We start from the raw sequence: 16,313 nt of genomic DNA, 5'->3' as shown, positions 1-16,313 counted from the left end.
GATCATGAATCGCCCGGGCCCCTTCCGTACGGTTCCCGGGATCAGCCGGTGACCGCTTCGATCTGACGGCGCAGCGGCGCGAAGGCCGACCGCGAGCGGCGCAGATTACGGGCGCGGGCCAGAGCGGGCCAGAAACCCGCCCCGAGCAGCGCCTCGGGCCGTACCGCGTTCTTACGGACCAGCACCTCTTCGGGCACGTCCTGCGGGTCCGGTACGACGTACTCCTCGATGATCTTGTCGTACGCGCCCTTCAGCACCGTGCTCTCCGGGTTGGCGCCGAAGATGGCCACCACCCCGGTCGGCTCGGTGTCGACATCGACGACCAGCAGGTCGGGGCGGTACCGGCGCAGCACCGTGGCGACCTTGTACACGTCGCCCGCCCAGAACTTGGTGTGCCGGTCGCGCGCCGCCTCGTCGACGTCCCGGGGCAGCATGTCGTCCAGGACGATCACGCTGGACCAGCGGGAGTGCTTCTCGACGTTCATGAAGTCGCGCAGGGCGAACTCGAAGAGATGCATGCCGTCGATGAACGACAGCTCCAGCTTCGGGTCACCGCCGAACAGATTGACCGGGTCACGCCGGGCGAGCGCGCGGAACGGGTTGCGGCCGTTGCGGAGATGGATCAAAGGATCCTTGCGGGCGAAGAAGTCGTCGCTGGTGGCCTTGACCAGATGGACATCGCAGCTGATGTCCGTGACGACCCGGAACGCCGGGTCGACCGCGACCGACGGAACCCGGGACAGAGCCAGACTGCGGCCGTCATTGACCCCGATTTCCAAGTAGGTGCGGGGCTTGTACACACGGTGCAGTTGGCGCAGGAAGCCGTGGCGATCCACGTAAGGGGCCCTTCACTGAGAATCAACAACCAAGGGATTGATTCTCAGTGAACTTAGTGGGCCGCCAGGCTGTACGTAAACATCTACTGGCCAGTAACACTCATTTGGCCGCGCAGCCCCGACGCAGGCCGTCGCAGCCCGGCTCGGCGCCGCCCGACTCGGCTCCCGCTCAGCCCCGCTCGGCCCGGACCAGCGCGGGGAACGCCTCGGCGAGCGCCGTACGCCAGTCACGGATCGGGGCGATTCCCGCGGCCTTCCACCGGTCATGTCCCAGCACGCTGTACGCGGGCCGGGGGGCCGGCCGTACGAACGCCTCGCTGGTGGTCGGACGGACCCGCTCCGGGTCGGCGCCGAGCAGCCGGAAGATCTCCCGGGTGAACCCGAACCAGGTCGTCTCGCCGCCGCTGGTGCCGTGGTAGACGCCGGCCGGGGCCGTCCCCGCGAGGGCCCCGAGGCCCAGCAGGACCAGCCGGTCCGCGAGGTCGCCGGTCCAGGTGGGCTGGCCGAGCTGGTCGTCCACCACGTCCAGGGTGTCCTTGATCCCCTCCAGCTTGATCATCGTCCGGACGAAGTTGCCGCCGCCCGCGCCGTACAGCCAGGCCGTACGGACCACGAAACCGGTCTCCGGGAGGGTGTCCAGGACCGCGCGCTCCCCCGCCAGCTTGGTGCGCCCGTAGGCGCTGCGCGGGCCCGTGGGGTCGTCCTCGCCGTACGGCGCCCGGGCGTCCCCGGCGAAGACATAGTCGGTGGAGACCTGGATCAGGACGGCGCCGGCCGCCTCACACGCCTCGGCGAGCACCCGGGGTCCCGTGCCGTTGACCGCGAGCGCCTCGGCCTCCTTGGCCTCGGCGTCGTCCACGGCCGTCCAGGCGGCGCAGTTGACCACGATGTCCGGCGTACGGGTCTCCAGGGCGGTGCGCACCGCGCCGGGGTCCGTGATGTCCAGCGCCGTACGGTCCAGGCCGGCCGCGCTCTGCCCGGCGTCGGCGAGCCGGGCGAGCAGATCCTGACCGAGCATGCCGCCGGCGCCGGTGACGAGCCAGCGGCTCACAGCGCGGCACGCCCCTTCAGCGGCTCCCACCAGGCGCGGTTCTCGCGGTACCAGGCCACGGTCTCCGCGAGACCCGCGGCGAAGTCCTTGCGGGGCTCGTACCCCAGCTCCGTACGGATCTTGGCGCAGTCCACGGAGTAGCGGCGGTCATGGCCCTTGCGGTCGGTGACGTACTCGACGCTGGTGTCCCAGTCCGCTCCGCAGGCCTCCAGCAGGAGCCCGGTCAGCTCCTTGTTGGACAGCTCCGTGCCGCCGCCGATGTTGTAGACCTCACCGGCCCGGCCCTTCGTACGGACCAGCTCGATGCCCTGCACATGGTCGTCGATGTGCAGCCAGTCACGGATGTTGCCGCCGTCGCCGTACAGCGGGACCTTCTTGCCGTCCAGCAGGTTCGTGATGAACAGCGGGATGACCTTCTCGGGGAAGTGGTGGTGCCCGTAGTTGTTGGAGCAGCGGGTCACCCGCACATCGAGGCCGTGCGTGCGGTGGTACGAGAGCGCGATCAGATCGCTGGACGCCTTCGCCGAGGAGTAGGGCGAGTTGGGCTCCAGCGGATGGGTCTCCGGCCAGGAACCCTCGTCGATCGAGCCGTAGACCTCGTCGGTGGAGATATGCACGAAGGTCTTCACCCCGGCGCGGTGCGCGGCGTCGATCAGTGTGTGCGTGCCCACGACGTTCGTACGGACGAACTCCGCGCCGCCGTCGATGGAGCGGTCCACATGCGACTCGGCGGCGAAGTGCACCACCTGGTCGTGCTCGGCCATCAGCTTGGCGACCAGCTCGGGGTCGCAGATGTCGCCCTGGACGAAGCGGAACCCGGGGTGGTCACGGACCTCGTCGAGATTGGCCGGGTTGCCCGCGTAGGTGAGCTTGTCGAGCACGGTCAGCTCGACATCGCCGGGGCCCTGGGGGCCCAGGACCGTACGGACGTAGTGCGAGCCGATGAAACCGGCACCGCCGGTCACGAGAATCCTGTCGGTCATGAAGAGATCTGCACCTTGCTGTGGTCACCGAGGACGAGTCGGTGGGCGGACGGGTTACGGGGCGCGGGGGTGATCTCGACATCGCGGCCGATCAGCGATGCCTCCACCCGGCGCACGCCGGTGAGCGAGGAGCCGCGCAGAACGATGGAGTACTCGATCTCGCTGTCCTCGATCCTGCACCCTTCGGAGACCGACGTGAAGGGACCGATATAGGCGTCGCTGATCACCGTGTTCTCGCCGATGATCGCGGGACCGACGATCCGGCTGCCGGTGACCCGCGCGCCCTTCTCGATCCTGACCCGCCCTATGATCTCCGTCGCCTCGTCGACGCTGCCGTCACGGCACGGCTCGACGGTCTCCAGCACCGAGCGGTTGACCTCCAGCATGTCGGCGACATTGCCGGTGTCCTTCCAGTAACCGGAGATGGTCGTGGAGCGGACGTCGCGCTTCTGGTCGATCAGCCACTGGATGGCGTGTGTGATCTCCAACTCACCGCGCCAGGAGGGCTCGATCGAGCGCACGGCCTCATGGATGGCCGGGGTGAAGAGATAGACGCCGACGAGCGCGAGATCGCTCTTGGGCTCCTTGGGCTTCTCCTCCAGGGCCACCACCCTGCCCGCGCCGTCGAGTTCCGCCACACCGAAGGAGGTGGGGTTGGGGACCTTCGTGAGCAGGATCTGCGCCTCGGGGCGGTCCTCGCGGAAGCCGTCGACCAGGCCCGTGATGCCACCGACGATGAAGTTGTCACCGAGGTACATCACGAAGTCGTCCTCGCCCAGGAACTCACGGGCGATGAGGACGGCGTGCGCCAGTCCGAGGGGGGCGTCCTGCTTGAGGTAGGTGACCTTTATGCCGAACTGCGAGCCGTCGCCGACCGCCTCGCGGATCTCGTCCGCGGTGTCTCCGACGATCACGCCGACCTCGGTGATCCCCGCCTCCGCGATGGCCTCCAGCCCGTAGAAGAGCACGGGCTTGTTCGCCACGGGGACCAGCTGTTTCGCGGAGGTATGTGTGATGGGGCGCAGACGGGTACCCGCCCCGCCGGACAGTACGAGAGCCTTCACTATCCCTATCCCTGCTGAGATTCCGATGCTGTCCGGGCGTCGCCCGACAGTCCGATTTTACCTACGATTTCCTGTGCGGCCCGCCGCTGGTCATCTCAGGAGAGTGAACCGGTGCAAAAGGGGTGCGCGAAAGGGCGCTCGGGCGTGCGCGGATGTGCAGTCAAGAGCCCCGCGCGGGAAGACGCGCGGGCGGACGCGCGGGCCCTCACCGCCGTACCGCTCGCCGCCGCCCCAGGGGCACCACCCCGTACCGCCCAACCCCTCACGACCTGGCCCGGGTTGACAGCGAACCGTGCGGCCTCGGCACGGCCAGGGCGCGTATTCGGGTACGCACCCTGCGCGCCACCCTGCGCGCCAGCGATTTACGCCGGCGTAAAGCCTGGGGCGCCTCTATACGCCGCAGCCCCGGCTTGCCGAGCCAGTCGGGCACGGTCACCTCGTACGACGCGTCCTTCAGGCCGCTCCTCTTGTCGCCGAAGTGCGGGAAGACGAGGTACGGGGTACGGACGCGGCCCCGGTGGACCACCTCGGGTACGGTCCCGGCCTTGACGAAGGCCAGCATGTCCGCCAGCAGATCGAGCCGGCCCAGCGCGACACACTCAAGCCGCAGCCGTTCGGAGACCTTGATGCGCGCGGCCACGCCCGGGGTCCAGTACCGCTCCATCAGCGGCGCGGCCAGCTCCAGCTTGTGCTGGCGGATCCGCTCGGGCTGCTTGAGCATCCCGTGGCCGAACTGCTGGATCAGTCCGACCGTGAAGGGTCTGACCATCAGCCGGTCGCGCTTCTGACCGGCCGGCACCAGCGTGGTGATGAGCTCCATCAGTGCGCCCGTGGCCTCGAAGCGCAGCGTGTAGCTGCCGGTCTTGGTCACATGCTTGCCGTCGTCGCGGCCGACCAGGTAGTAGCAGGTGTAGTCGGCGATCACCGAGACCCCGTTGCCCCGGATGTACGCCTCCATCGTGAACAGGGCGTCCTCACCGGTCCTCAGCGTCTCGTCGAAGCGCAGCCCCAGCCGCTCGATCAGATCGCGGCGGAAGAGCTTCTGCGCGCTCAGCGTGTAGATGACCTGTGAGCGGTAGATGTCGACACGCTCGGCCGTGCGGTTCCACATCGAGCCGGGAGCGCCGCGGTTCACGCCCTCGACCTTGCCGAGCACCACGTCCGTGCCGGCGCGGTCGGCCATGGCGACCATGCGCTCCAGCGATTCGTCGGCGAAATAGTCATCGGCGTCGAGGAAGAAGACATAACGGCCGCGCGCCATACCGAGTCCGACGTTGCGCGGCCCGCTGGGGCCACCCGAGTTGGCCTGGCGCACCACTCTGGTCGGAATGGCCGTCCGCGCGGCGAATGCCTCCAGGTATTCGCCCGTGCCGTCGGTCGAACCGTCGTCGACGGCGATGATTTCGATGCGTTCGGGACCCAGCGTCTGGGCCTCGACGGATTCCAGACAGCGGATCAGATAGGGCATCGCTTCATACGCCCCGACGATCACACTGACGTCAGGAAGAGACTTAGTGTTCATCGCAATTCAAGACAAGTGCCATCGAATGTTGGTTGTCTCACCTCACTCACCTATGTCTGTGATGCCCGCCACATCTGTACGCCCGCGGACACCGCGATGGACATGGCAAAGGCCCGGCAGCGCGCCCCTAGGGCGTGCTGCCGGGCCCGAGAACCGCCGGACCGCGTCCGCGGCCGGGGGCTCAGCCCCCCACGGGCGAGTCCTCGGCCCGTGGCTCGGACGGCGCCGAGTCGTCCGGCGCGGGGGCCGCCTCCGGCTCCGAGAGCCGCTGCTCGACGCCCACATTGCGGGCCAGCGACTTCGCCGCCAGCGCCCGCGTCGCCGCGTCGAACTGCTCGATCGAGGTCGGCTCGTCAGGACCCAGCAGATAGCGCTTCAGCTCATGACGGGCCTCGGCCAGCGGGTCGGCGGACGGTTCCGCGACCGCGGCGAGCAGCTGGTCCAGCTCCTTCGCGCTGTTGGAGAGGATCACGGCGGCCCGTACCGCGGTGTTCTGCCGCTTGAACTCCTCCGCGCCCAGCTCCGCGGAGTCGGTGACCGCGTACGGCTTGCCGCTCGCGATGAAGTCCGACACGACGCTGGAGATGTCGGAGACCATGGCGTCCGACTCGTTGAAGCAGTCGTACAGGGCCGGCTCCGAGCCATCGATGACCCGGTGCTCCCACCAGCCGAAGGAACGCCAGTACGCGCCGTTCCACTCCTGCCTCAGCCGCGTCAGCTCCGCCTGCCTGGCCGGATCGGCCTTGGAGTCGCGCGACTCCTCCGCCTCGTCCCTGCTCGCGTCGGCCCCGCCGGACAGCTCGGTCAGCCGTGCGCCGATCCTGGCCAGCTCGGTCCGCGCGGCGCTCTGCTCGTCGCGGAGCCCCGCCGCGTCCTTCGCCCAGCGGGCGTCGGTGGCGCGCTCGGTGGCGGCCTTCTCCACCAGCGCGATGATCCGCTCGTGGACGGCCTTCGCCTTGGCGCTGCGCGTACCGGTGAAGGGGTGCGGCTTGTAGAGCACCCGGACGGGGCGCTCGGCCTTGAGCAGCCGCTTGACGATGTTCTCGCCGGCCAGCAGGAGCGAGGTGTTGCCCGGGCTGTCGTCCCAGCCCTCCCACGTGGGCGCGTACAGCACCGTGGGGATGGGGTTCTTCGTCGAGCCGCTCGCCGGCTCGATCGGGGCCAGCTGCGGGCGGCCCACCTCGACGATGTCCTCGTCCCGCACCCCGACATCGGCCAGCGCGTACCGGTCACGTCCGGCCCGGCCCGCGGTCCACACCTCGTCGTACGCCTTGCTGTACGGGTTGACGCTGGCCAGCTTGTCGCTGTCGCCGTGCCCGATGAAGACATGCTTCATGGTCGGGACGCGCAGCATATGGATGTTCTTGCCGACGTTGGCCGCGTAGAGCGCGACCCGGACCGTCGAGAGATCCAGGTTCATCAGATGCACGCCACCGGGGACGCAGAGCACCGGCACGGCCGTCGGGCCGAGCTGCTGCGCGATGACGCGCTCGCGCAGGACGATCAGCGGCCGTCCTTCGAGCTGCCCCATCGTCTCCAGCCACATGTTGACCTGGTACGCGGACTCCTTGGAGCCGGAGAAGTACAGCATCACCGTCGGCCGGTAGTCGGCCAGCCAGCCGTCCACCGCCGTGAGCACCTTCTCGGCGTTGGGCACGAGCCGGCTCGGCCGCAGATAGGGCAGCAGCGCGACGATGAAGCCGACGGCGAGGAGCACGCTGAGGCCGAGCCCGGCGTAGCCGTAGAGGTTGTCGCGGGTCTGGAGCGTGATGATCACGCCGACCATGGCGAAGACATCGAGGTGGAGCATCTTCTCGGCGGAGCGGCTGAGCAGCCAGCGCGGCGGGGCGTCCGGGATCCGGATGGCACCGAGATCGATATTGCGGGTGACCACGGGCAGCCTGCGGCGCAGCCTGAGCAGCGTGACGATGGCTCCGTGCGGCGCCTGGAGCCCGTAGAAGACCAGCACGGCGACGACGGTCACATAGAAGATCCGGTCCTCACCGAGGCCGCACCTGGCGACCAGGAGCACCAGCAGCATCTGCCGGATCAGGAAGCGGATCGACAGACCGGCCCGGACCTTGGCGAGCCGGTTCACCAGATAGCTGCCGCGCTGGTGCAGGAAGGTGTCCGCGAGATAGCTCACCGCCGCTGCCGCGGCGAAGAACCAGATATTGGGAATTATCGCGGCGAGCATGACGCACGGGAAACTCAGACCCAGAAGAAGTGCGGCTGCCAGCTCTGATCCGCTGCCCACTCGGGCCAGGCGAATGGCTGTCGAAATCACGGAATACCTGCTCCAGACCGTGGAGGCTATAGGACCTTGCGACGAAAATGTGAAGAGAGAACTTCACGAACTCGGGCCTCCGTGATTCGCGCGTCGGCGACCACAGAGGCCCGTGCAAAGATTGTCAAGAATTATTACACATCTTCCTGACGGTCCAGGACGGCCGCCAGAGCCTGCTCGAAGTCCGACGCCTCGGAGGCGCCGCGGGTCGGGTCCTGCTGCCGTACGTCGATGACATGGCCGGTCAGCTCGGAGAGCAGCACATCGAGGGAAGTCCTGGCGACCGCTTCGGAGGAGAGCAGTGAACCCTCCGGCTCCTGGCCGAATGCCTTGGTGCGCATGGGAGTCGCGGTGCGCTCCGGATTGACACAATTCACTCGGATTCCCTCGCCGGCCCATTCGTCGGAGAGCGCCTGGGTCAGATTCACCATGGCCGCCTTCGTGGACGAGTACAGGCTGTACTCAGCACGCCCCCGGGTGTAGCTGCTCGATGTGTAGAGCAGCAGCTGGCCCTTGGTCTCCACCAGATACTTGTACGAGGCGCGCGCGATCTGCACCGGCGCCAGATAGTTGACGTTCAGCGCTTCCTGGATGGTGGTGTTGTCCGTCTCGGCCAGCTTGCCGATGCGCAGCACGCCCGCGGTGTTGATCACATAGTCGATCCGGCCGGTCTCGGCGTAGGCGCGCGACAGCGCGTCATCGACATGCTCGGGGTTCTCGACATGCGTACCGGTGGTGGAGCGGCCCAGCGCGTACACCGTGGCGCCGAAGGACTCGGCGAGCTGCGCGATGTCCGCGCCGATGCCGTACGAGCCGCCGAACACGACGAGGGTCTTGCCGGCCAGCAGCTCACGGTAGGAGTCGTCGGAGGACTGCTGCGGTGCGGCGGCGGAGGCCAGCTGGAAGAGCTTGTCGGCGATGAAGACATCGACCGGCTGCGTGACCTTCATGTTGTACTCGTCGCCCGCGACGACATAGATCGGCACGTCCGGCAGATACTTCAGCACCACCGAACAGTCGTCGGTGGCCTGGAAGTTGGGGTCGCCCGCGGCGACCTCGTACGCCTTGCGGATGGTGGAGAGCTTGAACGCCTGCGGGGTCTGGCCGCGCCGCAGCCGCGACCGGTCGGGGACGTCCGTGATGAACTCGCCGTCGCCGCCGTGCGTACGGGTCACGATGATCGTGTCCGCGGACGGAATGGCGACGTCCACGGCCTGGTAGCGCTCCAGCGCGTCCACGCAGTCCTTGATCACACGGTTCGACAGCAGCGGGCGCACGGCGTCGTGGAACAGGACGTTGCGGTCCTCACCCTCGGCCAGCCCCTCGCCCAGCGCGGCGATGGCGCGCTCGGTGGTCTCGTTCCGTGTCGGGCCGCCCTCGATGATCCGGGTGACCTTGGCCAGTCCGGCCTTCGCGACGATCTTCTCCACGTCGGCCACATAACCCGGCGCCATCAGCACGATCACATCGTCGATCGAGTCACTGCCCTCGAAGATCGACAGCGTGTGCTCGATGACCGCCTTCCCCGCGATCTTCAGCAACTGCTTCGGGATCGACAGGCCCACACGCTGACCGGTTCCGCCCGCCAGGACGACAGCGGTGGTGCGGGACTTCGTGGGCGACGCGGATGTTGCAGACACAGGACTGACCTACCTTGCGGGCTCAGAGGATGTAGCGATGGTCCCACCCGCGGCAATCGTCTTGCAAGGTGGACCACAACCCCGCGACACCGGTACGCAACCCCTGATTCACCTGCGAAGACCAGTACGCCAGTGGTTCGGCGCCGGGAGTCGTACGTGAAGGACACCACATAAGTTTCACGTCGGAGCACGGCGGCTCCCAAATGAGAGCCTACGTGACGCACCCGTACGGTCACCCACCGCGACAACGGCCCGTGGGCCCGTAGATCTACGGGCCCACGGGCCTGTGGAGCCGCGGCTCTCCAGGGCGCTCCAAGGCGCTCCAGGGCTCTCTAGAAGGGGTGGAACTCGTCGTACGCCCGCTGCGCCTCGTCCCGTTCGGCGTCCCGGTCCCTGCGCCGCTGCGCCGCCGGACGGGGCGCCTCCAGACGGTGGTCCTCACCGCGGCGGCCGAGCATCTCCGCGCCCGCCATCATCGTCGGCTCCCAGTCGAAGACGACCGCGTCGTCCTCGGGTCCGATGGCCACGCCGTCCCCCGACCGCGCGCCCGCCTTCATCAGCTGCTCCTCGACACCGAGCCGGCTGAGCCGGTCCGCGAGATAGCCGACGGCCTCGTCGTTGCTGAAGTCGGTCTGGCGCACCCAGCGTTCGGGCTTCTCGCCGCGCACCCGGTAGAGCCCGTCGTCCTCCAGGGAGACGGTGAAGCCCGCGTCGTCGACGGCCTTCGGACGGATGACGATCCGGGTCGCCTCCTCCTTGGGCTTGTCGGCGCGGGACTTGGCGATGATCTCGGCGAGCGCGAAGGACAGTTCCTTGAGGCCCATATGGGCCACGGCCGAGGCCTCGAAGACGCGATAGCCGCGCTTCTCCAGGTCAGGACGGATCATCTCGGCGAGATCCTTGCCGTCCGGGATGTCGATCTTGTTGAGGACGACGATCCGCGGCCGGTTGTCGAGACCGCCGTACTGCCTCAGCTCCTCCTCGATCACATCGAGGTCGGTCACCGGGTCGCGGTCGGACTCCAGCGTGGCCGTGTCCAGCACATGCACGAGCACGGAGCAGCGCTCGACATGGCGCAGGAACTCAAGGCCCAGACCGCGGCCCTGGCTGGCGCCCGGGATCAGACCGGGGACGTCCGCGATGGTGTAGACGGTGGAACCCGCCGTCACCACACCCAGGTTGGGGACGAGCGTGGTGAACGGGTAGTCCGCGATCTTGGGCTTGGCCGCGGAGAGCACGGAGATCAGCGAGGACTTGCCGGCGCTCGGGTAGCCGACGAGCGCCACATCGGCGACCGTCTTCAGCTCCAGGACCACATCACCGCCGCGGCCCGGCTCACCGAGCAGCGCGAAGCCGGGGGCCTTGCGGCGGGCCGAGGCCAGCGCCGCGTTGCCGAGACCGCCACGGCCGCCCTCTGCGGCGACATACGTGGTGCCCTCGCCGACCAGGTCGGCCAGGACATTGCCCGCGCGGTCGAGGACGACCGTACCGTCGGGCACCGGCAGGACCAGGTCCTGGCCGTCCTTGCCCGAGCGGTTGCCGCCCTCGCCCGGCTTGCCGTTGGTGGCCTTGCGGTGCGGGGAGTGGTGGTAGTCGAGCAGCGTCGTCACCGACTGGTCGACGACGAGGATGACATCGCCGCCACGGCCGCCGTTGCCGCCGTCGGGTCCGCCGAGCGGCTTGAACTTCTCACGGTGTACGGAGGCGCAGCCGTGGCCTCCGTTACCCGCGGCGACATGCAGCTCGACGCGGTCCACGAAGGTGGTCATGGGGGTTGCCTCCAGTACATACGGAAATGTCATACGTCCAACACACGAAGGGCGGACCCGCTTCCCGTCACCGGGAAGTGAGGTCCGCCCTCGCGAAGAAACCGTGCTACAGGCGCCTGATGCTCAGTGCTCAGGCGACCGGAACGATGTTCACGACCTTGCGGCCGCGGCTGGTGCCGAACTCCACCGCGCCCGCGTTCAGCGCGAACAGCGTGTCGTCGCCGCCACGGCCGACGCCGGAGCCCGGGTGGAAGTGCGTGCCGCGCTGGCGGACCAGGATCTCACCGGCGCTGACGACCTGACCGCCGAAGCGCTTCACGCCGAGCCGCTGAGCATTGGAATCGCGCCCGTTCCGAGTGGACGATGCGCCCTTCTTGTGTGCCATGTCTCCTCAGTCCCTTACTTCGCAGCCGCGGGGATACCGGTGACCTTGATCGCCGTGTACTGCTGACGGTGACCCTGGCGACGGCGGTAGCCGGTCTTGTTCTTGTAGCGAAGGATGTCGATCTTCGCACCCTTGTGGTGGTCCACGATCTCCGCCGTGACCTTGATGCCGTCCAGCACCCACGGGTCGCTGGTGACGGCCTCGCCGTCGACCACGAGCAGGGTCGAGAGCTCGACCGTGTCGCCAACCTTGGCAGTGGGAATCTTGTCAACCTCAACGATGTCGCCGACAGCAACCTTGTGCTGGCGACCACCGCTGCGCACGATGGCGTACACGCGGATCTCACTCTCGCTCGGAACGGAACCTCTGATGCCAGCCGCTCGCACGGACCGGGGCCCGTGGCGATTCCTGACAGGACGAGCGGCCTCCCCCGGAAATCCAGGAGGTGGGTGCTCAGAGGTGGGCGCGCATAGGAACACACCGAAGGTTTAGAGTACGGGGCCCCTGTACAGAGGGTCAAACCAGCTCCCCGCGTCCCCGGCGCCGTACGGGCTCATGCGCGGCCCGTACGGCGACCCGGGGGGCGACGGTGTCAGTCCTCCGTGGAGGCGGTGACGCCGGAGGGCGTCGTACGCTCGGCCGCCGCGGTCTTCTTCGTCGTCGACTTGGCCGTCTTCTTGGCCGTTGTCTTCTTCGCGGCGGTCTTCTTGGCCGTCGTCTTCTTGGCGGCCGTCTTCTTCGCCGTCGTCGCCTTCTTGGCGGTCTTGCGCACCGCCTTCTTGGCCGGGGCCGCGGGCTCCTCCACGGCCGGTTCCCCGGCCTGCGCGGGCTCCTCCGCCCTGGCGGGCTCCACGACGACGATCGCCGCGTCCTCGGCGCCCGAGGGAGACCCGGCCGGCGCGGTGACCTTGCGGGTCGCCCTGCGGCGCGCCCGGGGCGGAGCCGCGACCGGCGCCTCTTCGGCGACGGGCGCTTCGGCCGCGGCCGGCTCGGCCGCCACCCGCTCGGGTACGGCCTCGGGCTCGGCGACCACCGGCACGACCACCTCGGCGGCGGCCTCCGTGTCGGCGGCCTTCGGCGAACCGGCCGGAGCCGTCGCCTTGCGCGTGGCCCGGCGGCGCGTACGGCCCTTGGGGGCCGCCTCCTCGGCGGGCGTCTCCGGCGCGGCGGCGGGGGCCGCGTCCGGTGCCGGGGTCTCCACCGGCGACTCCACCGGTGTCTCGACACGCGTCTCGGCGGCCGGGGCCTCCGTCCTGACCACCTGAGCCGGCACCTGCTCCGGCTCCGCGCTCCTCGGCGACCCCGCCGGGGCGGACGCCTTACGGGACGCCCGGCGGCGCGAACGGCCGCGTACGGACGCCTCCGCCTCCGCCACGCTGCTGAACAGCTCCTCGTCCGGCGCGAACGTGTCGGACAGCGGCTCGGCCAGTGCGACCGGGGCCGCCACCTCCGCCGCTACCTCGGCCTCTGTCTCGGCCTCGGTCTCCGCCACGATCTCGACGTGCTCGTGCTCGTGCTCCGTACCGGCGCCGCCGCGACCGCGCTTCTTGGAGCGCTTGCCGTTGCCACCGCCACCGGCCGCCGTGGGCTGCTCCATGTGCACGATCACACCGCGTCCGTTGCAGTGGACACAGGTCTCGGAGAAGGACTCCAGCAGCCCCTGGCCGACCCGCTTACGGGTCATCTGCACCAGACCCAGCGAGGTGACCTCGGCGACCTGGTGCTTCGTACGGTCCCGGCCCAGGCACTCAAGCAGCCGCCGCAGTACCAGGTCACGGTTGGATTCGAGCACCATGTCGATGAAGTCGATGACGACGATGCCGCCCAGGTCGCGCAGCCGCAGCTGGCGCACGATCTCCTCGGCCGCCTCCAGGTTGTTCCTGGTGACGGTCTCCTCAAGATTGCCGCCCTGACCGGTGAACTTCCCGGTGTTGACGTCGACCACGATCATGGCCTCGGTCTTGTCGATCACCAGCGAACCACCGCTGGGCAGCCAGACCTTGCGGTCCAGCGCCTTCATCAGCTGCTCGTCGATGCGGTACGTCGCGAAGACGTCGACCTCGCTCGTCCAGCGCGACAGCCGGTCCGAGAGGTCGGGCGCGACATGGTCGACATAGCCGTGAATGGTCTGCCACGCGTCGTCGCCGCTGACGATGACCTTCGAGAAGTCCTCGTTGAAGATGTCACGGACGACCCGCACGGTCATATCGGGCTCACCGTAGAGAAGCGTCGGGGCGTTGCCGCTCTTCGACTTCTTCTTGATGTCCTCCCACTGCGACTGAAGCCGCTCGACATCGCGGCGCAGCTCGTCCTCGCTGGCGCCCTCCGCGGCGGTACGGACGATGACGCCCGCGTCCTCGGGGACGATCTTCTTGAGGATGGTCTTCAGCCGGGACCGCTCGGTGTCGGGCAGCTTGCGGCTGATGCCGGTCATCGAGCCCTCGGGCACATAGACCAGATAGCGGCCGGGCAGCGACACCTGGCTGGTCAGACGCGCGCCCTTGTGGCCGATCGGGTCCTTGGTGACCTGTACGAGCACCGACTGGCCGGACTTGAGCGCGGTCTCGATCCGGCGCGGGCCGTTGGCCATGCCCAGCGCCTCGAAGTTGACCTCACCCGCGTACAGGACGGCGTTGCGTCCCTTGCCGATGTCGACGAACGCGGCCTCCATCGACGGCAGTACGTTCTGGACCTTGCCCAGATACACATTGCCGACGTAGCTGGTGGCCTGCTCCTTGTTGACGTAGTGCTCGACGAGCACGTTGTCCTCAAGGACGCCGATCTGGGTGCGCTCACCGTTCTGACGGACGACCATCACGCGCTCGACGGCCTCCCGGCGCGCCAGGAACTCCGCCTCGGTGATGATCGGCACCCTGCGACGGCCCTGCTCGCGGCCCTCGCGGCGGCGCTGCTTCTTGGCCTCCAGACGGGTCGAGCCCTTGATGGACTGCACCTCGTCGGAGCTGGTGCTCAGCTCGCGCTCTTCCTTCTTGCGCGGCTCGCGGACCTTGACGACCGTACGCTCCGGGTCGTCCCCGCCGGACTCCGCCTCGGAGCCGCCGTCACCACTGCGACGGCGCCTGCGACGGCGGCGCCGGCTGCTGGAGGAGCCGCCGCCCGAGGGGGCCTCGGCCTCTTCGTGGTCGTCCTCGTCGTCGTCTTCGGCCCGTTCGGCCCGCTCGCCGTCCTTGCCGGTGTCCTCGGCGTCGGCGTCGGCGTGGGCCCCGGACTCGTCCTGCTCATCCGTGGTGTCCTCGGCGTCCGCGGACTCGCCGCGACGACGGCGACGGCCGCCCCGGCGGCGGCGGCGCGACGGACGGTCCTCGTACTCGTCGGAGTCGTCGCCCTCGGCGGACTGCTCCGCGTCCGGCTCGGCCTCGGTCTCCTCGGCGTGCTCGTGCGGCGCCTCCGCGTCGGCCCGGGGGGCCTCCACGGGCTCGGCGGGCTCGCCGCGCCGGCGACGCCGCCGGCGGCCCGAGGGCTCGGAAGCGGCGACGGGCTCGCGCACCGCCGCGGTCCGCGTCTCTTCCTCGGTCTCGTCGAGGTCCTCGTCGTCGTCCACCGGCGTGACGGCGGCGGCCGCGGCGGCGGCCGTCTCCGGGGTCTGGAACATCGGCTCGGTGAAGACGGGCGCGCGGAAGACGGCCACGGCGGGCCGGGTGGCGCGGCGACGCGAGCGCTCGGGCGCCTCGGTCTCGCTCTGCGCGGCCTTCGGCGCGGGCTTCTCCTCGACGGTGGTCTCCGGCGCGGCGGCGCGGCGGCGCGTACGGCCACGCGTGGCGGCCTGCTCGGCGGCCTCGACCTCGGTCTCGTCGGCGGCGATCTGGGTGACGGTGGCCTGCGGCAGGCTCTCGCCCGCCGGGGCTCCGTTGGCGTTGGCGCTCGCGTTCACCTCGGGCGCGGGCGCACCGGCGGGCGCGGTGGCCTTGCGGGTGGCGCGGCGGCGGGTACGGCCGGCCGGCGCGGGCTCCTCGACGGGGCTCTCCACCGGGGCCGTGACGGCCTCAGGAGCCTCGGGGGCGGCGGTCTCGACGGCGACGGGCGCGGGAGCGGCGGTCTTACGGGTGGCACGACGGCGCGCACGCGGCGCGACCACCGGCTCCTCCTCGGCCACAACGGACTCCACGACCTCAGGCACCACGGCAGCCTCAACCGGCTCAACCGTCACCTCAGGCGCGGGAGCCGCGGTCTTACGAGTCGCACGGCGACGCGCACGCGGCGCGACCACCGGCTCCTCCTCCGCCACAACAGACTCCACGGCCTCAGGCACCACGGCAGCCTCAACCGGCTCAACCGTCGTCACCTCAGGCGCGGGGGCAGCGGTCTTACGAGTCGCACGACGGCGCGCACGCGGCGCGGCCACCGGCTCCTCCGTCACACCCGTACCGTCGCTCGCTGCCGCCCCCGCGGCCTCGGCGGCCGGTACGGCCTGCGCGACGGTCTCCGTGACGCTCGTGGCGTCCTCTGTTCCCGCGGCAGCGGCGGGCGGGCCCGCCGGGCGGGACGCGGCGCGGCGCCTGCGGCGCGGCGGCAGCGTATCGCTGGGTGAGTTGTTCTCTTCGTTGGTGTCCCCGGGGGTGCCGGGTTCAGTGGGCTCAAGCATGCGGGCGGTTCTCCCGTCACGCTCCCGGGCGCCACGCCTGATTCCGGTCCGGCTGCGGCTCGCGCGCTGCGCGAATGCCGCCGTCCGGGGCGCGGGCGCCGCACGGGAGCTGTTATGTCTGGCTCGCCGGTTCCCTACGCGATGTACGTACGGCCTGGCGAAAGTCTTCTGGT

At 69.4% G+C, this 16,313-nt stretch carries 11 protein-coding genes; all 11 read right to left on the bottom strand.

The window, feature by feature from the left end; all coding sequences use genetic code 11:
• Positions 1 to 41: 41 nt before the first annotated feature.
• Complete coding sequence (locus AB0M67_RS12265; protein ID WP_365745266.1) at positions 42 to 836, bottom strand: class I SAM-dependent methyltransferase; 795 nt, start codon at positions 834 to 836, stop codon at positions 42 to 44.
• Positions 837 to 1,005: 169 nt separating this feature from the next.
• Positions 1,006 to 1,887, bottom strand: a complete 882-nt coding sequence (gene rfbD / locus AB0M67_RS12260; RefSeq protein ID WP_365745265.1) for a dTDP-4-dehydrorhamnose reductase — start codon at positions 1,885 to 1,887, stop codon at positions 1,006 to 1,008.
• The gene (rfbB, locus tag AB0M67_RS12255; RefSeq protein WP_365745264.1) at positions 1,884 to 2,870 is read right to left on the bottom strand and encodes a dTDP-glucose 4,6-dehydratase; all 987 of its coding nucleotides are present in this window, start codon (positions 2,868 to 2,870) and stop codon (positions 1,884 to 1,886) included. The genes rfbD and rfbB overlap by 4 nt, the downstream gene beginning before the upstream one ends.
• The gene (locus tag AB0M67_RS12250) at positions 2,867 to 3,934 is read right to left on the bottom strand and encodes a glucose-1-phosphate thymidylyltransferase (protein ID WP_365745263.1); all 1,068 of its coding nucleotides are present in this window, start codon (positions 3,932 to 3,934) and stop codon (positions 2,867 to 2,869) included. The genes rfbB and AB0M67_RS12250 overlap by 4 nt, the downstream gene beginning before the upstream one ends.
• A 262-nt stretch (positions 3,935 to 4,196) precedes the next feature.
• The gene (locus tag AB0M67_RS12245) at positions 4,197 to 5,456 is read right to left on the bottom strand and encodes a glycosyltransferase family 2 protein (RefSeq protein ID WP_365745262.1); all 1,260 of its coding nucleotides are present in this window, start codon (positions 5,454 to 5,456) and stop codon (positions 4,197 to 4,199) included.
• 181 nt (positions 5,457 to 5,637) lie between these two features.
• Positions 5,638 to 7,743, bottom strand: coding sequence for a hypothetical protein (locus AB0M67_RS12240; protein WP_365745261.1), 2,106 nt, complete (start codon positions 7,741 to 7,743; stop codon positions 5,638 to 5,640).
• 134 nt (positions 7,744 to 7,877) lie between these two features.
• Entirely contained in the window at positions 7,878 to 9,383 is a 1,506-nt protein-coding gene (locus AB0M67_RS12235) for a bifunctional cytidylyltransferase/SDR family oxidoreductase (RefSeq protein ID WP_365745260.1), read from the bottom strand.
• Between the two features lie 332 nt (positions 9,384 to 9,715).
• The gene (obgE, locus tag AB0M67_RS12230) at positions 9,716 to 11,152 is read right to left on the bottom strand and encodes a GTPase ObgE (protein ID WP_365745259.1); all 1,437 of its coding nucleotides are present in this window, start codon (positions 11,150 to 11,152) and stop codon (positions 9,716 to 9,718) included.
• 130 nt (positions 11,153 to 11,282) lie between these two features.
• Entirely contained in the window at positions 11,283 to 11,537 is a 255-nt protein-coding gene (gene rpmA, locus AB0M67_RS12225; RefSeq protein ID WP_249949347.1) for a 50S ribosomal protein L27, read from the bottom strand.
• A gap of 14 nt (positions 11,538 to 11,551) precedes the next feature.
• On the bottom strand, positions 11,552 to 11,872 hold the full coding sequence (gene rplU, locus AB0M67_RS12220; RefSeq protein ID WP_030352366.1) for a 50S ribosomal protein L21: 321 nt from the start codon (positions 11,870 to 11,872) through the stop codon (positions 11,552 to 11,554).
• A gap of 257 nt (positions 11,873 to 12,129) precedes the next feature.
• Positions 12,130 to 16,140: an Rne/Rng family ribonuclease gene (locus AB0M67_RS12215; RefSeq protein WP_365745258.1), complete on the bottom strand. Its 4,011-nt coding sequence runs from the start codon at positions 16,138 to 16,140 to the stop codon at positions 12,130 to 12,132.
• Between the last annotated feature and the right edge of the window lie 173 nt (positions 16,141 to 16,313).

The organism is Streptomyces sp. NPDC051662 (assembly GCF_040681655.1).
GTDB lineage: Bacteria > Actinomycetota > Actinomycetes > Streptomycetales > Streptomycetaceae > Streptomyces.
This window is presented reverse-complemented; position numbering and strand designations above follow the sequence as displayed.